Source organism: Epilithonimonas bovis DSM 19482, from assembly GCF_900108115.1.
GTDB classification, from domain to species: domain Bacteria; phylum Bacteroidota; class Bacteroidia; order Flavobacteriales; family Weeksellaceae; genus Epilithonimonas; species Epilithonimonas bovis.
Genome location: NZ_FTPU01000046.1, coordinates 1 through 24,032 on the forward strand (window position 1 = coordinate 1; position 24,032 = coordinate 24,032).

At 38.6% G+C, this 24,032-nt stretch carries 23 protein-coding genes; 7 read left to right on the forward strand and 16 right to left on the reverse strand.

The window, feature by feature from the left end:
- The 7 genes from B0B05_RS14360 to tamL form a co-directional block, all read right to left on the reverse strand.
- Positions 1–243: transposase (locus B0B05_RS14360; protein ID WP_143746043.1), on the reverse strand; the 243-nt coding region annotated here is incomplete at its 3' end.
- A 416-nt stretch (positions 244–659) separates the two neighbouring features.
- Entirely contained in the window at positions 660–890 is a 231-nt protein-coding gene (locus B0B05_RS14365) for a hypothetical protein (RefSeq protein ID WP_228455018.1), read from the reverse strand.
- A 389-nt stretch (positions 891–1,279) separates the two neighbouring features.
- Entirely contained in the window at positions 1,280–2,362 is a 1,083-nt protein-coding gene (gene dnaX / locus B0B05_RS14370; protein WP_076784303.1) for a DNA polymerase III subunit gamma/tau, read from the reverse strand.
- A 359-nt stretch (positions 2,363–2,721) separates the two neighbouring features.
- On the reverse strand, positions 2,722–3,951 hold the full coding sequence (gene odhB, locus B0B05_RS14380) for a 2-oxoglutarate dehydrogenase complex dihydrolipoyllysine-residue succinyltransferase (protein ID WP_076784305.1): 1,230 nt from the start codon (positions 3,949–3,951) through the stop codon (positions 2,722–2,724).
- 63 nt (positions 3,952–4,014) lie between these two features.
- Positions 4,015–6,825, reverse strand: a complete 2,811-nt coding sequence (locus B0B05_RS14385; RefSeq protein ID WP_076784306.1) for a 2-oxoglutarate dehydrogenase E1 component — start codon at positions 6,823–6,825, stop codon at positions 4,015–4,017.
- A 127-nt stretch (positions 6,826–6,952) separates the two neighbouring features.
- Positions 6,953–7,987, reverse strand: coding sequence for an SRPBCC family protein (locus B0B05_RS14390; RefSeq protein WP_076784307.1), 1,035 nt, complete (start codon positions 7,985–7,987; stop codon positions 6,953–6,955).
- A 12-nt stretch (positions 7,988–7,999) separates the two neighbouring features.
- Positions 8,000–10,597, reverse strand: a complete 2,598-nt coding sequence (gene tamL / locus B0B05_RS14395) for a translocation and assembly module lipoprotein TamL (protein ID WP_084173993.1) — start codon at positions 10,595–10,597, stop codon at positions 8,000–8,002.
- Here tamL and B0B05_RS14400 point away from each other — a divergent pair.
- Positions 10,583–11,311: a TrmH family RNA methyltransferase gene (locus B0B05_RS14400; protein WP_076784321.1), complete on the forward strand. Its 729-nt coding sequence runs from the start codon at positions 10,583–10,585 to the stop codon at positions 11,309–11,311. The genes tamL and B0B05_RS14400 overlap by 15 nt on opposite strands.
- A gap of 135 nt (positions 11,312–11,446) precedes the next feature.
- On the opposite strand, the gene B0B05_RS14405 is transcribed toward B0B05_RS14400, so the two are convergent.
- The 3 genes from B0B05_RS14405 to B0B05_RS14415 form a co-directional block, all read right to left on the reverse strand.
- Entirely contained in the window at positions 11,447–11,938 is a 492-nt protein-coding gene (locus tag B0B05_RS14405; protein ID WP_076784308.1) for a hypothetical protein, read from the reverse strand.
- A 2-nt stretch (positions 11,939–11,940) separates the two neighbouring features.
- Entirely contained in the window at positions 11,941–12,249 is a 309-nt protein-coding gene (locus B0B05_RS14410) for a hypothetical protein (RefSeq protein WP_076784309.1), read from the reverse strand.
- Positions 12,250–12,340: 91 nt separating this feature from the next.
- Complete coding sequence (locus B0B05_RS14415) at positions 12,341–12,718, reverse strand: YtxH domain-containing protein (RefSeq protein WP_076784310.1); 378 nt, start codon at positions 12,716–12,718, stop codon at positions 12,341–12,343.
- Between the two features lie 319 nt (positions 12,719–13,037).
- Between B0B05_RS14415 and B0B05_RS14420 the strand changes: the two genes are divergently transcribed.
- Complete coding sequence (locus tag B0B05_RS14420) at positions 13,038–13,556, forward strand: DUF421 domain-containing protein (protein WP_076784311.1); 519 nt, start codon at positions 13,038–13,040, stop codon at positions 13,554–13,556.
- Positions 13,557–13,671: 115 nt separating this feature from the next.
- Here the strand turns inward: B0B05_RS14420 and pncA are convergent, their stop codons facing one another.
- The 4 genes from pncA to pyrH form a co-directional block, all read right to left on the reverse strand.
- Positions 13,672–14,277 carry a bifunctional nicotinamidase/pyrazinamidase gene (pncA, locus tag B0B05_RS14425; RefSeq protein ID WP_076784312.1) on the reverse strand — a complete coding sequence of 202 codons (606 nt, stop codon included), beginning with the start codon at positions 14,275–14,277 and terminating at the stop codon, positions 13,672–13,674.
- 254 nt (positions 14,278–14,531) lie between these two features.
- The gene (gene pruA, locus B0B05_RS14430; RefSeq protein ID WP_076784313.1) at positions 14,532–16,157 is read right to left on the reverse strand and encodes an L-glutamate gamma-semialdehyde dehydrogenase; all 1,626 of its coding nucleotides are present in this window, start codon (positions 16,155–16,157) and stop codon (positions 14,532–14,534) included.
- Between the two features lie 162 nt (positions 16,158–16,319).
- Positions 16,320–16,874 (reverse strand): ribosome recycling factor, encoded by a 555-nt coding sequence (gene frr, locus B0B05_RS14435; protein ID WP_076784314.1) that lies wholly within the window; start codon positions 16,872–16,874, stop codon positions 16,320–16,322.
- 142 nt (positions 16,875–17,016) lie between these two features.
- Positions 17,017–17,727, reverse strand: coding sequence for a UMP kinase (gene pyrH / locus B0B05_RS14440; RefSeq protein ID WP_076784315.1), 711 nt, complete (start codon positions 17,725–17,727; stop codon positions 17,017–17,019).
- Positions 17,728–17,932: 205 nt separating this feature from the next.
- Here pyrH and porQ point away from each other — a divergent pair, with 205 nt between their 5' ends.
- Entirely contained in the window at positions 17,933–18,931 is a 999-nt protein-coding gene (porQ, locus tag B0B05_RS14445; protein WP_245799354.1) for a type IX secretion system protein PorQ, read from the forward strand.
- A 45-nt stretch (positions 18,932–18,976) separates the two neighbouring features.
- Positions 18,977–19,648 (forward strand): (d)CMP kinase, encoded by a 672-nt coding sequence (gene cmk, locus B0B05_RS14450; protein WP_076784317.1) that lies wholly within the window; start codon positions 18,977–18,979, stop codon positions 19,646–19,648.
- A gap of 497 nt (positions 19,649–20,145) precedes the next feature.
- Here the strand turns inward: cmk and B0B05_RS14455 are convergent, their stop codons facing one another.
- Positions 20,146–21,225: a tyrosine-type recombinase/integrase gene (locus B0B05_RS14455; protein ID WP_245799351.1), complete on the reverse strand. Its 1,080-nt coding sequence runs from the start codon at positions 21,223–21,225 to the stop codon at positions 20,146–20,148.
- A 181-nt stretch (positions 21,226–21,406) separates the two neighbouring features.
- Between B0B05_RS14455 and B0B05_RS14460 the strand changes: the two genes are divergently transcribed.
- The 3 genes from B0B05_RS14460 to B0B05_RS14470 all read left to right on the forward strand — a co-directional run bounded on the left by B0B05_RS14460 (position 21,407) and on the right by B0B05_RS14470 (position 23,174).
- Entirely contained in the window at positions 21,407–22,270 is an 864-nt protein-coding gene (locus B0B05_RS14460; RefSeq protein WP_003013318.1) for an aminoglycoside 6-adenylyltransferase AadS, read from the forward strand.
- Positions 22,271–22,453: 183 nt separating this feature from the next.
- Entirely contained in the window at positions 22,454–22,717 is a 264-nt protein-coding gene (locus B0B05_RS14465) for a DUF3781 domain-containing protein (RefSeq protein ID WP_084173994.1), read from the forward strand.
- Positions 22,718–22,724: 7 nt separating this feature from the next.
- Positions 22,725–23,174: a GyrI-like domain-containing protein gene (locus tag B0B05_RS14470; protein WP_076784318.1), complete on the forward strand. Its 450-nt coding sequence runs from the start codon at positions 22,725–22,727 to the stop codon at positions 23,172–23,174.
- A gap of 250 nt (positions 23,175–23,424) precedes the next feature.
- Here the strand turns inward: B0B05_RS14470 and B0B05_RS14480 are convergent.
- A partial coding sequence (locus B0B05_RS14480) for an IS91 family transposase (protein WP_173786393.1) occupies positions 23,425–24,032 on the reverse strand: 608 nt, incomplete at its 5' end.

Genomic DNA, 24,032 nt, shown 5'->3' on the forward strand with positions numbered 1-24,032 from the left:
CATTAGAAACATGGTTTTGTACCAAATTAAGAATGAAAGATTAGAATTTTGCATAATCGTTCCACTTTTCAAGGAAATTCTTTTACGACACTTTTTGCATTCGTAGCTCCAGATGCTTTTAATCCAGAAATGCTCCTTGTGACCGCACTTGCAAACCACTCCGATTTTATCTCTCTGCTCCTTAAAATGAATTCTGCAATCTTCCTCTGTCCCAAAATGCGTTGTAAAACTAAATATATTCATCTAACTAATTGAATTATAAGTAAATATACGAAATTATGTGTAATTACGGATATTCATTTAAATTTTTAATTTATAATTCCTTTCAAAAAAATACCGTTTAAAATCTTTAAAGTGTGATACGGAGAACGAAGTGATCCGCATTTTTTTTGAGAAAGAAATTCAGTTACTTAAACCAATAAAATCGGTAATAGGTTCTGAAATTTCTATAATAAAATCCAAAAAAGCTAAATAACCCACCCCAGTAAAAGGCAGATTTTGTAGTTATAAAATATGGAAATTGATTTGATTCCATTAGTATAAATCCTTTTGACAAGGACTTTTAGCTTGTTTTGATTAATAATTTCCTTCTGTTACCAGAGAAATGTTTAACAAATATATAAATTTCCTGCAAGCTGCAAAAAATAATTGTATTTTATTTATGTTAAATCGAATTTCATCAGATCATCAAGATCTTTGAGCAAAGGGTTTATCTCGGCAAATTTTTCAAAAATCTTGCGTTTGGTCATAATCTCTTTTTTGATGGTCATATCCATTGTATAGTCTACCTCAATTTTAAAATTATTGACTTTACGCTTAAAATGATTGAAGAATTCCCCACTCAACCTGTCAAATTCAGATTTTGCAGTCTCCGAAGAATACCTGACCACAACTTTGTTCTCCTCATCTTTTAGCAGCTTAAAACTGCTGATGGCATTATAAGCAAAAGTATTGGTCTTGGAAAGATTTTTAAGAAAAAGGTCCCAGGCCTGATCCAGTTCTGTCTGGGAAAAATGATCAGACGGCAGATTTTCATCCTTGATTTCGGATAGAACATCTTTTACAACCTCTTCTTTTTTTTCCAGGGCCGCTTTGATACTGAACTGAGAACCATGACTAACCTTCTGGATCGGTTCAGAAGCTTTTTGAATGACTTTTTTAGGTTCTTCAAATGTAGATTTAGGTAAAGATGAATCAGTAGCTTTTGGCTCTGACTTAGCTTTCTGATTTTGATTTTCTGATTTAGGTAAAAGATTGGCTTCAAGAAGCGGTGCTAATATCAGGAACTTTTTTTTTTAGCTTCCGGAACTGCAGTAAGACTTGATAATTGCATCAAGGCAATCTCTACAGTCAGTCTAGGATTTTTAGAATTTTTGTAATTGATATCGGCAAAATTACAGATCTCGATGCCGTCAATCAGTTGCTGAGCTGTCCATTTTTGGGATTGCTCCGCAAATTTGGATTTTGTTTTCTCCCCAACTTCGATTAAGCTGAGTGTTTTAGGATTTTGAGCCATCATCAGGTCACGGAAATGATTTCCTAATCCTGCGATAAAAATATGCGGATCAAAACCTTTTTTAACAATCTCATCAAAAGCGGTTAATACTCCCGGAATATCATTTTCTTTAGCAAGGTCAGCGATTCTCAGATATTGGTCATAATCCAGAATATTAAGGACTTCTGCCGCTTTCTCCAGGGTGATATTTTTCTGAGAAAAAGTACTTAGCCTGTCAAAGATCGACAAAGCATCTCTCAATGCCCCATCTGCTTTTTGAGCAATCAGGTAAAGCGCATCATCTTCGTAAGCGATGCTTTCTTTCTCGGCGATTGTCCTGAGATGATTCTGAATGTCCTCTATGGTAATCCTTTTGAAATCGTAAATCTGACATCTTGAAAGAATGGTTGGGATAATCTTATGTTTCTCGGTTGTGGCCAGAATAAAAATGGCGTGCGCAGGCGGTTCTTCCAAAGTTTTCAGGAACGCATTGAAGGCAGCCTGAGACAACATATGAACCTCATCAATAATGTAAACTTTGTACTTACCGACTTGTGGTGCAAATCTTACCTGATCAATCAGTTCCCTGATATCATCCACAGAGTTATTGGATGCAGCATCCAGTTCGTAGATATTGAAGGCGAAACCGTCATCATCAGCCGCACCGGATTTTTCATTGATTTTGCGTGCGAGAATCCTGGCACAGGTGGTTTTACCAACCCCTCTTGGCCCGCAAAACAGCAACGCCTGAGCGAGCTGGCTTTCATCAATTGCATGTTCCAAAGTATCTGTAACGTGGGATTGCCCAACAACAGTATCAAACTCTTGTGGACGGTACTTGCGTGCAGATACGATGAAATTTTCCATTGCTCAAAAGTAAGGATTAATTGTGAATTTTGGAAATGGTTTTTGTTTTTGTGGAAATATTTTTTAAATCCAAAGTGCTCAAATATTTTATTAAAATTGAAAATGTTTTTAAGAGTTCGCAAAGTTCTAAAACTCAGGGAAGAAAGAACTCAATGACTGAGCAAACTTCAAATAAAAGACAAATATTCAACTTTGCGCAGCGCAGCCCGACTTGAGTGGAGCTCATTTTTTTAAACCTCATAGGTTTTGAAAACCTATGAGGTTTAAAAAAATAGCGGGAACGGAAGGCGGAAATAGCTGCCCAAATAAAAAAAAAGAGAGCAAAAACTGCTCTCTTAAATATGTTGTAACTGTAAATTTTACAATTCCAAAGCTTTTCTCTCGTCACCACCCATAAGGAATTCTACAGGATTGTCGATAGCTTCTTTAACAGCAACTAAGAATCCTACAGATTCTTTACCGTCAATAATTCTGTGGTCATAAGATAATGCCACATACATCATCGGCCTGATAACCACTTGTCCGTCAACAGCAACTGGCCTTTGGATAATATTGTGCATTCCCAAAATTGCAGATTGTGGCGGGTTGATGATTGGCGTGGACAACATAGAACCAAAAGTACCACCGTTGGTAATGGTAAATGTTCCGCCAGTCATCTCGTCCAGGGTAATTTTGCCATCTCTTACTTTGATCGCAAGGTCTTTGATATTAGCTTCAACTCCTCTAAGTGTCATATTCTCAGCATTTCTAAGAACAGGAACCATTAATCCCTTTGGCCCGGAAACCGCAATCGAAATATCGGCAAAATCATAATTGATTTTGAAATCACCATCTATAGACGCATTGACATCTGGGTAAAGTTCCAAAGCTCTGGTAACTGCCTTTGTGAAGAATGACATAAAACCTAGCCCAATGCCGTGCTTAGCGATAAATTCTTCTTTATATTGCTTCCTGATTCTGAAGATCTCTGACATATCAACTTCGTTAAAAGTTGTCAACATCGCCGTTTCGTTTTTAACGGAAACTAATCGTGCTGCCACTTTTCTTCTAAGAACTGAAAGTTTTGTTGTAGACTGACTTCTGTTTCCACCAGCAGGAGCGGTACCCATCGCAGGAACCGAAGCTGTAACGGCGTCTTCTTTTGTAATTCTGCCATCTCTGCCTGTTCCTTTTACCTGAGTAGCCTCAATCCCTTTCTCGTCAAGGATTTTTTTAGCAGCAGGGGAAGGTGTTTGCGCGGCGTAAGAATCAGTTTTAGGAGCTTCTGCTTTTACCGGTGCAGGCTCTTCTTTTTTAGCTTCAGCTTTTGGTGCTTCGGCTGGTGCAGCAGCTCCACCTTCCGGCTTGGCAGCATCCATATCAATCAGGCATACCACCTGACCTACCTGTACCACTTCACCTTCCTCTGCTTTCAAAGTGATTACGCCACTTTGTTCTGCAGGAAGTTCCAGAGTTGCCTTATCAGAATCTACTTCTGCAATAGGCTGATCTTTTTCTACATAATCACCGTCCTTTACCAGCCAGGTAGCAATTTCTACTTCTGTGATAGATTCTCCCGGTGAAGGAACTTTCATTTCTAATATTGACATACTTATGATTTTTTTAATTAAAACAGCCAGAGACTGAGTATTTTTATAGTTTATTAATTTTGATTAAGCCTTAACTGGTTTTTCAACAGCTGCTACGCTGGTCTGGAAAACCTGAGAAATAATTCTGGTTTGGTTTTTCTCGAACATCTTATGGCTGCCCGGCGCTGGTGTTCCGCTGGCTACAGGAGAAATCACCTGAATACCAGTATCACGGAAGTTGCGTAAAATATAACTCCATGCTCCCATATTTTCCGGTTCTTCCTGAGCCCAGATGAGATCCTTTCTGTTACTGTATTTTTCAAAAACAGCATTGATCTTTTCCTGATCTAATGGATAAATCTGCTCGAATCTTACCAGAGCAACCTTATCATCATTCAGTTCTTCTTTTTTCGCCAACAGATCATAATATAATTTACCGGTACAAAGAACCACTCTTTCTACTTTTGCAGGATCAGCCGTTGGATCATCCAAAACAGTCTGGAAGCTTCCATTTGCAAGATCTTCCAGCGGAGAAACTACTTTTGGATGTCTCAACAAAGATTTTGGAGTCATCACAACCAAAGGTTTTCTAAACCCGAATTTCATCTGTCTTCTCAACAGGTGGAAGTAGTTAGCCGGTGTTGTAATATCCGCAACAATAATATTTTCATTAGCACAAAGGGCTAAAAATCTTTCTAACCTTGCAGAAGAGTGCTCTGCACCCTGACCTTCGGAGCCGTGAGGCAACAACATCACCAAACCATCCTGAACTTTCCATTTTTCTTCTGCAGCAACCAAATATTGGTCTATAATAATCTGTGCACCATTGGCAAAATCCCCAAACTGAGCTTCCCAAATTGTTAATGTCCTAGGTGCTGCCATGGCATAACCATAATCAAAACCAAGTACACCATATTCTGAAAGGAGTGAATTATATACATCAAACCGCTGGTCACTTACGTGTCTCAACGGGATATATTCTTCTTCGGTATCTTCGGTCTTTACCACAGCATGGCGGTGAGAAAACGTTCCTCTCTCAACATCTTCCCCGGAAAGCCTTACATTGTAACCTTCTGTAAGCAATGTTGCGTAGGCTAATAACTCTCCCATGGCCCAATCCAGCGAGTCATTCTCCACCATTTTGACCCTGGCATCAAATAATCTTGTAATTTTATTGATGAATTTTTTATCGGCAGGCAATGTGGAGATCTTAATGGCTAATTCTTTGAGTTTAGCCAAATCATAAGTGGTATTAACACCTGTGTTAACGGCACCTTTTGCTCCGTTAGGAAAATCTGTCCAGTCATCTTTCATAAAGACGTCCATCGTATTCCTCTCGATCTCTTTGGATGCATCAAAATTCTCATCAAGCAAGGCTTTGAACTCCTGCTCCATTTTTTTGAGTACTTCGTCAGAAACTACATTCTCTTTAATCAAAAGATCTTTGTAGATCTCTCTTGGGTTCTGATGTTTAGAAATCAGTTTATAAAGGTTCGGTTGGGTAAACCTTGGTTCATCCCCTTCGTTATGCCCATATTTTCTGTATCCTAAAAGATCAATATAAACGTCTTTGCCAAACTGTGCACGGAAATCAGCTGCAAATCGGATCGCATGTACTACAGCTTCCACATCATCCGCATTCACATGCATTACAGGAGAGTCTGTCACTTTTGCAATATCTGTACAATATACAGACGATCTTGCATCCAGATAATTGGTAGTAAAAGACACCTGATTATTAACCACTATATGAACGGTTCCACCAGTTCTGTAACCTTCCAGATTCATCATCTGTGCTACCTCGTAAACAATACCCTGCCCTGCAATGGCACCATCGCCGTGGATAACAATTGGCAACACTTTACCAAAATCATTTTTATAATTATTGTCAACTTTGGCGCGGCAAATACCTTCTACCAAAGCTGCAACAGTCTCTAAGTGTGATGGGTTTGGCGTAAGGTTGATTCTCACCTCTTCGCCATTAGCCGTTGTGATTTTTTTAGAAGATCCCAAATGGTATTTTACATCACCGGAAAAAACATCTTCTTCAAATTCTTTACCTTCGAACTCGGAAAAAATCTGTTTGTATGATTTTTGAAAAATATTGGTCAAAACGTTTAGACGGCCTCTGTGAGCCATTCCCAGCACCACCTCATCTACACCTAATTGTGAAGATCTTGTGATCAACTGATCAAGAGCCGGGATCAATGATTCTCCCCCTTCCAGAGAAAAACGTTTTTGACCCACAAATTTGGTGTGAAGATAATTCTCAAATGCGACTGCCTGATTCAGTTTGAAAAGGATTTCAGTTTTCTCATCGGCTGACAGATTAGCATGATTTTCATTGACATTAACCCATTGCATAATCCATTTTTTCTCTTCAACATTCTGGATGTGCATATACTCTACACCAATGGAGTCGCAATAGATATTTTGCAAATGCGTGATAATCTCCTGCAATGTCGCCGGGCCAGGCATCCCTGTCTGGATGGCGGAATTAAATTTTTTGTTAAGATCGTCTTTTGACAATCCAAAATTCTCTACATCAAGTGTCGGGAAATAATGCCTTCTCTCTCTGATGGGGTTGGTTTTTGTAAAAAGGTGGCCTCGGGAACGGTATGCCTCAATCAGGTTAACCACCATAAACTCCTTGGCAATGTCATCGGAGACTGTTTTGTTGGCAACTGCCTGCTGCGCATACTGCACTGGTGCAGTTGAAGCTGTAGCATTGTTATCGGCAGAATCATCATCGTTGTAATGTTCCAGCGCAAAATCAAAACCCTGGAAAAAAGCTTTCCAAGATGGTTCCAGTGCGTCCGGATATTTTTGGTACTGCTTATACATGTCATCAATTAACTGGGCATGTACGGCATTTAGAAATGAAAATTTATCCATTATTACAGATTATCTGTTAAAATTTTAATTTTTGTGTAATTGCCAACAAATTTACTAAATTTTTGCTGACTGGCATTTTGCTGCAAGATTTATTCCGATAAATATAGGTGATTTTTATCAGATTTGGCTATCGGTAAACCGGCAATGACAATTTTAGCTTTACAGGTTGATTTTCAAAAGGTTCTTCCAAAAACTCCTCCATCAGCTGACCGTTTCTCATTGTATCCTTTTTTGCTTTTTTCAGAAGTTCCTGAACACTTTGCATCCTGTTGTTATAATTCCCCTGATAATAGATATAATATACCTTCCCGGCGTTAAGGGTATGAAAGCTAAAGTTATTATCGCTCACTGAGATTCTCTTTGGCAATGGCACTCCATAGAAATATGACACTTCCTTATCCTTAAGATTGGCAGGATTTGTCAGCAGGACTGGTGTCCCAAATTCGTCATCCTTCTTACCAAGATCCGAGCGTACATAATTGACCACCTTGCCATGATTCATAACAATATTTTTGAAAAGGATATCCTTTGTATTTCTGGTGCTGACATTAACTCCCAACAGTAACTCACCATCCCTGTTTTCCACCATAATACTGTCATATTTGATTGAAGCCAGTTTTTGATCCTTATCCACCTTGTTGCCCAATAACTGATAAAGATTCTTCATACTTTTATCGATATTATCAACAAAAAAATCTTCGGTAATCAGATTGAGGGAGCGCTCCAGATAATCGCGTTTTGGGGTATGGATGTTCCATATAAGTTTAGTTTTTTCACCTTGCGGCACAAACTTAACATCAATCAAATAAGGATTATCATTATCACCTTCAAAAAGCTGATAACGCAAAGTGCGGTTGGGATTAGAATAGCGGATAAACACATCGCCGTGTACGTCATTATTCTTATCAGAGAACTTCATGGCACTGCCCAAACCCTCATAAGGTGTAAAGTAGGCAAAAGACAAATCTTTTTGCGAAGCAAAATAGTCATTCCACACAGAGAAGTTCTGTAAATTGTTAAACTGAGGAAACACCTTATCTATAGGATAATTGATCTCAGACTGATGTGTAAAACTCTTGCTCTCATCAACAAAATTCATAGAGACAGAGTACGCCCCAAAAAGGCAGAATGACAGGATCAATATAATTTTTAGCCAGCGCATGTTTTTTATATTTTAAAAAGGATAACCAATTGCGAAGTTAACTGTTGGCTGCAAAGGTTTTATTTTATCAATCACCCAGCGTTCGCCCTCAGGACGGTTAGGATCATGGATTTTATAGGCCATATCCAGCCTCAGATTGACATAAGCAATATTAATCCGTAAACCAAACCCACTGCCTACACCCATTTGGCTGATAAATTTTTTGAATTTGAACTGATCTCCAAATCCAGAATCTTTAAGCCCCCAGATATTACCTGCGTCTGTAAAGATTGCAGCTTCAAATGTATTATTGAGTGGAAGACGATATTCTACACTGGTTGTGAGTTTGATATTATCCATAGCGTAAGACCTCACTTTCTCATCCAGTTGAGAATCTGCCGGACCCAAACCACCAAATGCCACCCAGGCGCGGATATCATAAGATCCACCATTAAAATAGGACCTGATAAAAGGCATTGATGACGAGTTACCGTATGGGATGCCAATCCCCAAAAGTTGCCTGAAAGCTAATGTATGAGGTTTTGCTTTGTCATTAAAAAATGAAAAATACTTCCTGAAATCAAAATCAAATTTCACAAACTGAGAAAAAGGAATCTTAAATATTGTTTTTGAATTCCCAGAAACCACACCATCTTCCCGCTCTTTGCCGGATAAAATATTGAGAACATTGCCTGCAACCTCCACTTTCCCACTGAAGAACAACGGATTTTTGTATTCTTTTTTCCCCATCTCATTATACGTATAATTATAGATGAGAGATGAGATAATCACATCCTGTGTCTGCCGGTCCTTATTATAAAGCGATTGCAAAAAGGTATAAAGTGTCTGTGGATCATTACTTAACATCTGTGAAATAAATGCCGCATCCTGAAGAATAACTGAGGAAATCTCATCATAAGCAGCGTCTGAGTTTATTAACGCAGGATTAATTAAAGCATATTGTTTAAAAATCTTGTTGCGAATATCATCATCTCCAGGAAAAAAATCATAGTATTTATCCTTATTCTGAGTAAGACTGACCTGTGTATTAAATAATGTTAAGCGGTGCTGGATTCTTCCATCTTCTACATTGGCAAAATATGACAATCCAGTATTGAAATTGATCCGCCCCAAACCGATATTATTCTGCACAGATGCGCCCAAAGTCAGGCTGGTAGTAGGAGAATAGCGTTTAGGCACCAATTTCCAGTAATTTTTAAAAGGTACCAGCAGTCGCGGAAATTGCAAAGAAGTTTGCGCCGATAACTCATAGGCATTGAAAAAAGCATCATCCTTTTTAGGATCTTTTGTTGTACCTATAATGCCGGAAAAACTTGTAACCAGGTTTTCTGCCCCTCCAAAAACATTTCGGGTAGTCAAATCCACAGAAGGTGAGAAACCGAAATTAAGAATCTGCGAATAGTGCACGTCTGTTGCAACACTAAACTCGTATTTAGGCAGTGGTTTCAGCACATACTCCACGTCTACAATACTGTCCCGTTCAGCGGGCGTTCCTTCTTTCCGAAGCTCATCCGAGGCTTTCAGAATTGTGAAATTATTCATAGAAAGAATGTTCCTTCTGGTAAGATCCAGATTGGATTGCTGATAAAGAGTTCCGGTTTTTAAAATAATAGGCAACCAAAGCGACTGAAGTTTGTAAGCAGAATCTTTTCTTTTGATTGCGATACCTCTCAGAGAATCCTTCAAGGGTAGTTTATCAACATCATTAACTTTGTCTGCAACCGAAACCGTAATTTTTCCAATAGTTGCTCTTCTGTAAGGTGTATTGATAGAGTCTTTTATAATGTTTAATGTTACGGGAACATTTTTTCTGCTCTGTAGAGAATCTGCTACAAAATATATATCCTGATTATCATTATTAAACTTATAATAACCTTCATCTTTCATAAGGTCATTAATCCTTGTTATTTCTTTTTCCAAAACCGTTTCGTCCAGGATCTGTCCTTTTTTCACGAGACTTTTTTTAATATCTCTTTCATACACATTCCTCACATTAGCATCGGGAATATTATAAAAATAATCTTTGATAAAAGTGGGGTCTTTATGGGTAATAACATAGCTTACTTCTGCTTTTTTTGCAGCAGAATCTTTCTTAACAACATTATCTACTACAGCGTCCCAATAGCCGCGATTTATCAATCTGTTATTGATACTTTTTGCACTCTGTTTAGTTTTTGCATCGCTATATATTACTGGTGGCTGACCAACTGTGTGAAAAAAACGATTCCAAAAAAGATTTCGACCCAGATATTCTTTATGCCCATATTTTACGAATAGAGAATCCCTAAGTTTTTGATTCCTCATCTCTTTTGGATAAGTCATATATTCTTTCAGTATGGTATCATACTTAGGATTGGCTCTGTTATAAAATATCAGTCCCAAAGGCAATACAAAAAGCGTTTTCTTATTTGGTTTTTGAGCCACAAGATCCGGTATCTCGTCAGAGAATACTTTACCGTCTGTGTATTCGAATTTGTTTTTGGTTAGCAAATATTCTCCGTCAGGAACTTTTTTAGTCACATTACAGGCGTACAAAAACACGCTGAAAATTGTGGAATAGTAAAATATATGATATTTTTGAAAATATTTTTTGATATGCTTACAGCTCATACTATAAAGATAATACAGTCTCTTGACAAAAAGAAATACAGGCAAAAATACAATTTGTTTTTAGTTGAAGGTAATAAAATCATAAAAGAACTTCCAGATTCTGATTACCAGATTGCTGATCTATACTCTGCAGATCCCGAACTGTTACCTATAGAAACGGTAAAAAAGGAAAAAATACTGCCTGCTGAGCTCAAAAAAATAAGTTTTCTGCAACATCCTAAGGATTCTGTAGCAGTATGCAAACTGCCGGATCAAGCGGTTATAAAAGATGTGGATATCCAGATTGTGCTGGATGGCATACAGGATCCCGGCAATCTTGGGACCATCATAAGGTTGGCAGACTGGTTTGGGATAGAGCAGATTATTTGCAGTACAGACACCGTGGATGTTTACAATCCAAAAGTAATTCAGGCTACAATGGGTTCTTTTTTGCGGGTGAATGTTTGTTACACAGATCTCGAAGAATACCTTTCGCAGTACAGCTGCCCTATTTTAGGCACCGACATGACGGGTGAAAATATATATAACACAGATTTCCCTAAAAAGTTCTCGCTGGTGTTTGGGAATGAAGGCAATGGTTTGAGACCCTCCACAGAACAGCTGATAACAAAAATGATTACCATCCCCAGATTTGGCAACCGCCAGTCTACAGAAAGCCTGAATGTTTCTATGTCAGCGGGAATCATCCTGGGAAACATCTTCTCTACAAGATAGCGACCCTAATTGCCGCAATCTTCAAGGAACTTAATTATAATTTAGAGAACAACACTTCTCTTCAATAATTTTACAGATCGAAAAAGTTAATTATTTATAATTTGTAATCAAAAGAATATTCTCAACTCAATAAAACTATATCAACTTTTCCAAGCTGGAAGTCGCCTTATTTTTCTGATAATTATCCAGCTTTTGACGAATAAAACGTAATGCATAGGGTGCCAGGTACACCATACCTAAACCGATCAGTTTCCGTTTCCAATTTTTATTCATCACACTTTTCTTGGCAAAGTTACCAACCAATGCCACAACGCCCATTTTGATAGTTGTCTCCAGAAGGCCTGATGAGAGGCTGTCTTTGGCGAGGCCCGCAATATTTTTTTTGGAAGCGGACTCCCTGATACCTTGTGATATTTGCTGCATAATATATTGTGTATCGAGAGAGAGGCTTGTGCCACCATCAGCATTTACACGTTCTTTGATAATATTATCCGTAAAACCATGGGTCAGGATATCGAGGCTTTCTTTTTTATCTTTAAAAGTCAGGATATCTTCCAGACCTTCAATTTCTCTTTTCAGAAGGTTTTTTTGAGCTCGCAGCTCCATGATATTGTTATAATCAGCCATACCTATTGTTTTAGAAAATCAATTACTCTGTTAGCCACGGCGTTGACGATGGCTTTTTTGAATAGGACAACGATGAGGATCATTAGGAAATAAAAGCCAGATACAATCAGAAAGCCGTATGATATGTTACCCAAAGATTCGCCTATCAGATAGGCAATCCCAAAATTGAACAGAATAATAAAGAACGAAAACGCCACCAAAATTATCGATAGAAAAGCGATAATGCCGGCAGATAAAGAAGATTTCTCTGTTATTTGCAGCTTAATCAGCTCAATGCGTTTTCCCAAATAATCTTTTATAATTTCTACCATAAGAATCTTCTTTATAAGTTTTTAACCACAACGATTTACAAAAAAAGGAACTTAGAAACTAAGTTCCTTTTCTGCAGAATACAGCCGAGGCTTATTTAAGACCTTCCAGCTCAGATTCTACATCTTTTACAACATCAGATGTTTTAGAAACGACCTGATCTTTATATTTGTCATAGCTGTCTTTTACGGTAGAAGCCACATTTTGAGCAGTTTCTTTAAATTGAGAAGACAACGCATCATATTTATCTTTTACATTTGAAGACACTTCAGAATATTTATCTTTCACCCTTTCGGAGGTTTTGCTGTATTCGTCAACTGCTTTATCCTTAAGATCGTTAGCTTTTTCTTTGATTTTTTTTCTGGTTTCCTTACCTTCTTCCGGTGCATAAAGCAATCCTAGTATCACACCGGTTGCTGCTCCTGCCAATAGTGCAGCTAGTACGGCTGCTGAATTTGATTTCTTAGACATTGTTATAATTTTTAAGTTATTATTAAATGGTTGTTAACAAGCCTAAATTTACAACTAAAATGCCAAAGAAAAAACTAAGCTCTTAAATTTTTGTTAAAATAAATAACCAGAGCTAATTTTGCAGCAATAAAAAGCGAAAATAAAATAAACAGATGGACAATATCTTGTTATTTTGGAATAAAAATTTATATCATTAATTCTCTTTCATCCTCATGCAACATCAGATATCAACAAGGATTAAAACTGACTGCTTATTATAATTTTTCTTACCTGAAAATATCAACTTTTATACTAACTTTAATTTTTTAAATTTTAACCATTGAATCCTATATTAGATATTGTTCTCCGTTCGCTCGCTGTATATGCATTTATGGTAATTGCTGTCCGAGTTTTTGGTAAAAACCAGTTATCACAACTTAATGCCGGTGACGTCATCCTCCTGCTTCTCATTAGTAATGCCGTACAAAATGCCATGGTAGGTTCCAACAGCAGCCTTCAGGGAGGCCTGGTTGCGGCCATCGTTTTGTTTTTGGCTAATTTTATCCTGAAAAAATTTATTTTTAAAAATGAAAAAATCAAAGAACTGATAGAAGACCGGCCCTATATCCTGATAAAAGACGGAGCTGTCCTGCCTGATGTGCTAAAAAAAGTCCAGATCTCTGATGACGAGCTGGAAGAGGCTGTACATGAACATGGCATCGAAAAGATCTCTGAAGTTAAACTGGCTATCCTGGAAGTGGATGGCAATATCAGCGTCATCTCTACAGATAAAGTGACCGGACAGACCCATTTCTCCAGGCACCGTTTCAAGCTTAGGAGAAAACTACGTAATGAATAAAAAAGACCGGGAAAGTTTCCGGTCTTTGTGTTTTACAATTAACGTGAGAGAATATTACCAGAGAATCAATCCCTCTGGACTGTGTTGCTGCTTTTCCTCTGTACTGATTCTTCAATTAACCCAGGATAGTAACACCGCGCTCCAGCATGTCATAAATCGCATTTTTACCATTTTCCGGTTTTACGTTGACTGCTTTGGTACCATTAAAATGCAAACAGGTTACAAAGCCTGCATTGATGGCATCCAGCGCTGTAAATTTGACACAATAATCCAAGGCCAGGCCTACAATTTCAACCAACTGGATATCATGGTATCTTAGAAAGTCTTCCAGACCGGTTTTCATAAAATGGTTATTATCCTGAAAAGCACTGTAGCTGTCAATCTCAGGATTTTTACCCTTTTGTATAATGTGCGTGACCTTATCACGGTTCAGATCACTGTGAAAATCGGCACCAAAAGTTCCCTGCACGCAATGATCCGGCCACATAAACTGAGGCACACCATTCAGAGAAATGGTCTCGCCCACATTCTTGCCATTGTTGGAGGCAAAACTCTTATGGTTCGCAGGATGCCAGTCTTGCGTGAGAACCACCTGGTCATATTCATTTTCTTCCAAAAGAAGATTGATGTAAGGGATAATGCTGTCTGCATCGGGCACAGCAAGAGCTCCGCCTTCGCAGAAATCATTTTGAACATCAACTATAATAAGTGCTTTTTTCATATATCGATTTCTATTTTTTTAATAGTCTTACAGAATCACCTAATCCGCATTGGCTTTAGCTAACTTCTTTGACTTTTCATCGGAATTCGATGATTTATCAATTGGGATTTCCCAATAATTGTGATTTCACCTTTAAAATTCAGGAATTTAGTCTTACACTAAAAACAAAATGTCATTCTGAAAGAATCCTGCCAATTGTAAAATTAACGATAAGATTCCCACAGAATGACATTTTGACTTAATTTATGATGATTCTAGCCCAAATAAGGATATTTATAATCTTTTGGAGAGACAAAAGTTTCTTTGATACTTCTTACGGATACCCAACGCAGAAGATTCATTTTAGAACCGGCTTTGTCATTGGTACCCGATGCTCTAGAACCACCGAATGGCTGTTGGCCAACAACCGCTCCTGTTGGTTTGTCATTGATATAGAAGTTTCCGGAAGCGTTTTCCAGTGCTTTGTAGGCTTCATCTATAGCATATCTGTCCTGCGCAAAAATAGAACCTGTCAAAGAATATTGTGTAGAGGTGTCTACCAGTTTCAAAGTGTCATTCCACTTTTCATCTTCGTAAACATAGACTGTAAGGATTGGCCCAAAGATTTCCTCAACGATACTTTCGTAAGAAGGATTGGATGTTTCTATTACTGTTGGATGTACAAACCATCCTTTTTTGTCATCATACTGCCCACCGATAATCACGCTGGCATCGCTGGCAGCATTAGCCCTGTCGATATAGCCTTTGCATTTTTCAAAAGAATTTTTATCAATAACGGCATTCACAAAGTTGGACGGATCTTCCGGCGAACCGATTTTGATCGTTTTGATCTGTGCTTCCATCACGGCTTTCACATCATCCCAAAGCGATCTTGGAATATAAGCCCTTGATGCCGCAGAACATTTCTGTCCCTGGTACTCAAAAGCACCTCTTACAAGGCCTGTGGCAACAGCTTCTACATTGGCAGAAGGATGTACCATCACAAAATCTTTTCCTCCGGTTTCGCCTACGATCCTTGGGTATGATTTATAATTATGGATATTATCACCAATCATTTTCCACATCCCCTGAAATACTTTTGTAGAGCCTGTAAAATGCAATCCCGCAAAATCCGGATGTGCCAAAACTTTCTCAGCCGTTTCTTTCCCGTCTGTAAAAATCATATTGATGACACCGTCCGGAAGGCCGGCTTCCTTAAGCACATCCATAATAACTTTTGCAGAAAAAACCTGCTTATCCGATGGTTTCCAAACTACAACATTGCCCATCAATGCCATACAGGCTGGTAAATTACCGGAAATAGCCGTAAAGTTAAACGGCGTAACGGCAAAGCAAAAACCTTCCAGCGGCCTGTACTCTACCCGGTTCCAGATGCCTTTTTCAGAAATAGGCTGATCTGCATAAAGGTCCGTCATGAATTCTACATTAAAACGGAGAAAATCAATAAACTCGCATGCTGAATCGATCTCTGCCTGGTGCACATTTTTGGACTGGCCAATCATGGTTGCGGCATTGATGGTATCTCTGTAAGGCCCGGCCAAAAGATCAGCTGCCTTTAGGAAGATGGCTGCGCGCTGTTCCCAGCCCAAAGCATTCCATTTTGCTTTTGCTGCCAATGCCGACTCGATAGCGCTGTCTACATGTGACATATCACCTTCATAATAAAAACCGAAGTCGTGCTGGTGGTCCTGCGGAGAACTTAGCTGTATTTTTTTATCTGTTTTAACTTCTTTTCCGCCGATGATCATTGGGATTTCGGCTTTCTCCTTCCATAATTTTTTGTAAGTCGCAATCAGGCTTTTAACTTCATCAGAACCTGGTGCGTATGATTTTACAGGCTCGTTGGCAATAGCCGGAACTCTGGAAATGGCTTTAGACATATTTTTAATTTTAGATTTTCACAAATTTACGATAAGGATTTTAATCGACCAATGGATTACATTTTTTATTAATGTGAATTGATGATTCGTGTTCCAATGACTTTTATTAAAACAAAAACCCACAGAGATCTGAGGGTTTTAATTCTTGAGTATAAGTAATTCTTAAACTTTCAGTATTTCAGCTTCTTTTACTTTCAGCTGATCGTCTGTTTTTTTGACATAAGCATCTGTAAGATCCTGGATCTCTTTCTCGGCACCTTTTATAAGGTCTTCTGATACGCTTTCCAGTCTTTTCAGTTCTTTGTTGCCATCCTGTCTGGCATTCCTGATCACCACTTTGGACTGCTCAGACTCTGCTTTTGCCTGCTTGGCCAGTTCGCGTCTGCGCTCCTCGGTAAGCGGCGGCACATTAAGAATGATCACATCACCATTATTAGAAGGCGCAAATCCAAGGTTAGAATTGATGATGGCTTTTTCTATCGCACCAATGGCAGTCCTGTCCCAAGGCTGGATAGAGATCGTCATGGCATCCGGAACAGAAACGTTTGCCACCTGATTAAGCGGTGTTAAAGATCCGTAATATTCTACCATCACATCCTGTACCATATTGGTAGAGGCACGGCCAGCCCTGATTTTTTGAAAAGCATGATCCAAATGCTTTACTGCAGCATCCATCTCCAGCTTTACCGATGCTACAATGAGTTCTAATTCTTCCATTGTATATTTAAAATTTGATTATTGACAGATATATTTTTTTATAGATGATAAATGATGATTGATAAATGATTGTTCTAACCTGTGGTGAAATTCCTGATTCCATATAGAACTGAAGTATCATATCAATGATCAGTTACCTTTATTATGACACATTAACGAGGGTGCCGATATTCTCTCCTTCTATCAGTCTCTCCAGATTACCCGCTTTGTTCATATCAAAAACGATAATTGGCAGCTTATTCTCATGGCTGAGTGTGAAAGCGGTCATATCCATTACCTTCAGGTCTTTTTCAAAAACTTCTTCAAAAGACAGACTGTTGAATTTTACAGCATCAGCATTTTTCTCCGGATCGCTGTCGTAGATACCGTCTACCCTAGTCCCTTTCAGGATGACGTCTGCATCTATTTCTATAGCACGCAGCGTGGCAGCAGTATCGGTTGTGAAGTATGGGTTACCTGTTCCGGCTCCAAAAATGACCACACGCCCTTTCTCCAGATGACGAACGGCTTTTCTCTTGATAAATGGCTCTGCCACCTTATCCATTTCTATTGCAGACTGCAATCTTGTGATAATCCCGGCATCTTCCAACGCGCCCTGTAGCGCCATCCCATTGATAACGGTGGCCAACATCCCCATATAGTCACCCTGTACACGGTCCATACCTTTAGCTGCACCTGCCAGCCCGCGGAAAATATTGCCTCCGCCAATAACAATGGCAATTTCGCAGCCCTTATCTACCGCTTTTTTGATCTCGGCAGCATAATCTTTCAGCCTGTCATTGTCAATGCCGTATTGGCGGTCACCCATTAGCGCTTCGCCGCTAAGTTTCAGTAGGATTCTTTTATATTTCATGATATCAATTGCTTATTGTCTTATATATGATCCGGCACATCTGCTTTTGCTATTTTGACAGCCACGGCAGGTGTTGCTCACTTTTATTTCATTTTTTGACTGTGCAAATATAATGAAAGCAATAGAATTACGTTAATGAAAAAGATAGTCCCGCAAAAATTTTGACGGGTATCAAAATAGATTATTTTTGCAAAGACAAAAGCGTGTGTTGAAGAAATTTTACAGTCTCCTATTATTATCATTATCCGGCGTGGCCTTTTCCCAGACAGGGACCACGGTCTATCAGTTTCTTAATATCCCTATGTCTCCCAGGCAGGGTGTGTTAGGTGATGCAGTTTCTGTGCGGGACTATGATGTTAATTTCACGGCGGCCAACCCTGCGCTGATGAACCTGGAGATGGATAATATGGTATCTGCCAACTATGCGTCTTTCCTTGCCGGCACCAAGATTGGCAGCCTGAGCTACGTAAGAGATCTGGGGGAAGGCCACCTCATGTCTTTCAATGCCAAATATATGGACTACGGCAGCATGCCCAGGACCGATGAGAATGCTAACATCAATGGTGATTTTTCTGCAATGGATGCCGCTGCAGGTATTGGCTATGCCTATCAGTTTGAGGACGACTGGACCATAGGCATCAATGCCAACTATGTGACTTCAAAAATCGATACCTATACATCCTCAGCCATCACGGCCAGCGCCGGCGTTACCTATTACTTTGATAAATCTCATGAGACGCTGGCACTGGTATTCCGTAATTTTGGTTACCAGATACGGCCTTACAATGGTGTCCGGGAAAAGCTGCCCTTCCGTGTAGATTTGGGCTACACCAAGATCCTGGATGGTTTTCCGGCTGCGCTTACTGTCACTGCGCACGACCTGCAGCAGTTTGACATATCCCCTGCAACCAATATCAACGGACAGGAGACTTCCTTTGGGCGAAAGGTGCTGGATCACTTATCTTTTGGCGCAGAACTTTTCCCCGGCCAGCCCTTCAACATCCGGTTTGGCTATAATGTAAAACGGGGCGGAGAAATGGCCGTGCTGGATCTGCGGAACTTTACGGGCCTGTCTGCCGGCTTTAGCCTCAAGATCTCGTCTTTCCGTTTTGATTATTCCCACATGCGGTACCACAATGCCTCCAACGTAAATATGCTCGGCCTAACAATGGACCTGATAGAATTAGGAGGAAACCGGCGATAGGAAAATTAATTTTTATTTTTTTGGGAGACTCATTACATTTGCACCATGACAACAAAACCTGTAATTGCTATTGACGGTTTTTCCTCCACGGGAAAAAGCTCTATTTCCAAATTGATTGCTAAAAAATTAGGGCTTATCCACATGGATACTGGTGCACTCTACAGGGGTATTACTTACTTTGCTTTGCAAAACTGTACAGGCGATAACGGCCAAATCAACATCGCGCAGCTGATCTCCAGACTGCCGGAAATCAGGCTCGAATTCCAGGATATAGATGGTGAGTTACAGCTTTTCCTCAATGGTGTAAATATCAATAAGGAAATCCGCTTCCCTCAGGTGTCTGACAACGTGAGCCTGGTGGCCAAAGAGGCAGAGGTAAGAAATTATCTGCTGCAAACCCAACGGGATATTGCGTCCAAAGGCGGCGTTATCATGGACGGCCGCGATATTGGCACGGTAGTGTTGCCCAATGCGGATTACAAATTCTTTATGACTGCCAGCCAGGATGAGCGTGCAAGACGGCGTTTCCTGGAGCTGCAACAGGCCGGTGAAGATACCGACATAGAAACCGTCAAACAAAACCTTATCACGCGCGACACGATTGACAGTGAGCGTGCTGTATCGCCACTGAAGCAGGCTGATGATGCCATCCTTATCGACAACACCAATATCAACAGAGAGCAAACCATCGATTTGATTCTGTCTTATATTAAGTAAGCTTCCATTTATTGTTTGGTTATTAACATCTATTTCCAAATTTTTTAGATCCACGTTGTCTCAGAGCATTACACTTACAGCTGTGAAACAATATATGAGTGTGGACGCAGGTTGGCCGAGACAGCAGATATTTTGAATTATTGATATCTTAGTTGTATATCTATTAATAATTTCATAATACCGCTCCAGTTTCTGATCCATGAACTATCCATGGCTTTGCTATGGCTTTACTATGGCTTTACTATGGCTTTGCTATGAATGGAGAATCCTTAAAAAAATTATTGTTTACAAAATTGATAAACCAAAGGATTAATGCGTAGTGGGGCATTATCGAGAGTGATTCAACAGCCGTGAATGGTTGCTGTGAAACTATTTTCAATCTTTAATGTAGATTAATTTAAGTGTATCGTAATTAAGTTTTGAAAGGAATTAATAATATATTTTAGACTAAAATAGTTTGACTGTAAGTCTTTTATCTGTTTTCCTTTATCTACTTATTACAAAAGATCGAGAGGGCTTTTGATGGATGATTTTTTTACATCGCTGATATGGGTATATATTTGTGTTGTTTTTATAGAATGATGCCCGAGCAGTTCCTGAATAAAACGAATATCGGCTCCGCAATCCAACAGGTGGGTAGCATAACTATGCCGCAAACCGTGGATCCCGATAGTTTTATGAACACCGGCTTTTATCATGGCATTTTTGAAAACTGTCTGCACGCTGCGTACGGAATAAGAGCCGCCATATTGGCCTTCAAACAGCCATTCTTTTGGGCGGTAAGCCTTATAGTATTGGCGCAGCGAGCCTAGCACAGACGCCGGCAGATTGGTATATCGGTCTTTTTTCCCTTTTGCACCGCTAATGAGCACCAGCATGTCTTCGGAATTGATATGCGCCACTTTCAATTTTACGATTTCACTTACCCGAAGGCCCATACCATAGGATAGCTGTAACATAAGAAGATGTTTGGGGTTGTTGCAATGATCAAATATTTTTTTGATCTCAGACTTCGTTAATATTTGAGGAAGCTTTGCCGGCGTTTTAGGCCTTGGAATATCAAAAAACATCCTCTGCCTGTGCAAAACCTGTTCAAAATAAAATTTGATAGCATTGATTCGGCTGTTCAGATGCCGTTCTTTTATGCCTTCTTTTTTAACACAGTAAAGAAAATAGTCTTTCAAGCGTTCTTCTGACAAATCATTTACAGGATAATTTTTCAGCGTGGTCAAAAGATGGGCAAATTCCGACAAATAGTTTTTAATAGTTCGTGGAGAATAAGCTTTCAGCATCAGCTGATCTATGTATCTCTTGAGGGCATCCTGATTAACGGGCTGTATTTTTCCGGATATCCTTTCTCCCCATTCTTTTGGTGGCAGTTTAAGAACTTCCCGGATGGCAGGAAGATCCGGCAGGTACCAGCAAGTATGTGTACGGCTCCATTTGACATGGGGAAATCTTTTTTTGAGATCATTTATCAAATTTTGGTCAAAGGGAAACCGGATAAAGATAATATCTTTGTCGTGATGGGCACCAAAAGAAAAATTATAATTTGAGAAAACCATTGCGTAAAACATATTAAACAACACCTAACAAATGTAATAAAATATTTCTATTCTAGATAAAATGCGCAATAAATAAAATCTCCTAATGTACTGATATAATAGGTTTTGAATAAAAATGCAATTTTTGTTTGTACAATTAAAAACTTTCGTATATTTGAGTGTTGTACGACATAGTAAAACCGAACCAAACAAAATGAAAGTCAGAGAAGAAAAGTTAAGAACAATTATAGAATGGTCGGAGAAAAACGAAGATGTAAGAGTTCTTCTTCTGACAAGTTCACTTGTAAATCCTTTAGCACTTGTTGACGAATTTAGTGATTTAGACATTGAATTTGTTTTTGAGGATAATACAAATTACATTTCAGACAAAAGCTGGACGCTTAAATTCGGAAATCCAATTGCTATGATTGAAGAAGACGAAAGTTGTTTTAACCATAAACACGCAATGAAAATGCTACTTTATGAAGACGGTGTGAAAGTAGATTTTAAACTTTACAGCAAATCAAAATTTATAAAGGAAACGCAAGAGAAAGAATTACCAGAAGATTGGGATATTGGTTATAAAATTTTAATTGATAAAGATGGTATTACAAAGCAAATGCTGAAACCAACTTATCAAATTTCCATTATCAAAAAACCGTCTGAAAAAGAGTTTCAAAATCTAATAAACGATTTTTGGTGGGACACAACTTACGTGGCAAAGTGTCTTGTGAGAGATGAAATATTCTATGCGAAATTTATGTCGGAAACCGTTATTCGCACAGAATATTTAATTCCTTTAATTGAATGGCACATTGCAAGTGAACACAATTGGAACATAACGACCAATAAATATGGACGACTTTTCAAAAAGTATCTTAACCAGGAAATGTGGGCTAAAACAGAACAAACATTTTCAGGGAGCGATATAAAGGAAAATTGGACTGCTCTATTTTCAATGACTGATTTAGTTTCAGAAATAGGAACTGAATTGTCAAAAAAATTAGAGTACAAATACCCGGATAAATTAGAAAATGACATACGAAAATATTTAGCTGGACTAAAACCCAAAACATAACTACGTCGTACAACATCGTATTGGCAATAGGCGGGCTGAACGGCTTCGTATCAACGGAAGTGCAAAATTCAACTTCTGTTCTTCGATTAAAGTTCAGTGCTAAAAATCCCGCCCATCGCCAATACGCGGCACGTTAGCGGCAAGTGTACCGAAACTCACGTCAGAAAAGAAACGACAGAAAAAATGAATATTGACAAATCGAAAATATTGGACAACATTTGCTACACAGAACTTGTTTATGAGCGAATTAATAAAAAATTGAAAACAAACAATTCAAAACCAGAAATTGAAAAAAAACTTCTCGAAATTTTAAAGCAAACATCAAAAGAGAATTTCGAGAAAAAAGGAAAGAATTTTTATGCAACGAATATTGAAAACAATATAATTGTAACAATAAATTCAAACACATTCAGAATTATTACTGTTGACAGAATTGTAAAAAAATAAAAATAAAATGACAAACGGATTTAAAATAATTGGAATTTCGACACGAACGACAAATAAAGACAATCAATCTAAAGAAGATTTAGGGAAGCTTTGGGAACGATTTTTTTCGGAAAAAATAATTGAAAAAGTTCCTAACAAGAAATCATTTGAAATTATTTCAATTTACACAGACTATAAAAGTGATTTTACAGACGAATACACGACAATTATAGGCTTGACAGTTTCAACACTTGACGAAATTCCAGACGGACTTATTGGACGTGAATTCAAATCTGACAATTTCCAAAAGTTTATAGCGAAAGGAGAAATGCCAAAAGCGGTTTTGGACATTTGGTTTGACATTTGGAAACGTGACAATGAACTGAATAGAAAATATTCTTATGACTTTGAAGTTTATGGAGAAAAATCACAAAATGGAGAAAATTCAGAAGTTGAAATTTATTTATCAACGAAATAAAAGCACCAGCCGCTAATAGCTAAGTTTTCGTTGCGTGCGAAGCACGAACAATGAAAACCCTGTTGAACGGAAGCTTCGGGAGCTTTTGGTTGGGTATTTTCCCACACTATGGGTTTATCGACAAAAGATTTTTAGAGATACAAGAGACTTTGAGAAGAGTCTCTTTTTTTGTGGGTGATTTTGGTGGTTTTTTCTTGGTTTTATTGTGTTTTCTTTCACCTTTAGACATAAAATCCCTTACCCAAATCTTTTAAAATGCAGATTTAGGAGCAGGTAAATTTCGGCTCATCTCCAAAAACCATTGCGGCGGACCTCGAAGATCGAACGTGGCAATCGTCACAAGATTTCCATCTTTACAACAACTACATTTCGGCTGAAAAGCTTTTGGCGGAAGCTTTTCTTTGGACTGGATGCCTAAATTTTGTTGTAGATTTTTAAGTTTGATACGCTTCCAGGTGCTGCTCAAAAAACCATAATGACGGATTTTTACAAATCTTTTCGGTAAAATATGCATCGCAAATCTTCGGATAAACTCTTCATGGCTTAAAACCATCTGCTTTTTGATGCCTTTTTGGCGGTAATCTTTGTAAGAAAAAGTTACCGTTTCCGCGTCAATTTTCCTGATTCTCTGGTTGCTGATGGCGATTTTATGCGTGTATCTGCCCAAATATTCTACCACAGATTTTGGGCTTCCAAAAGGCTTTTTGGCGTAAACCACCCAAGGTTTTTCCCACAGATTTTGCCTGATTTTGGTATATTCTTCAAGGTTTTTATCTTTTAATTTCTCACAAAATTTAGCCCTGAAAACTTTACTCAAAGCCTTTACCGGAAACAAAAATTTGCCGTCTGAACGTAGAT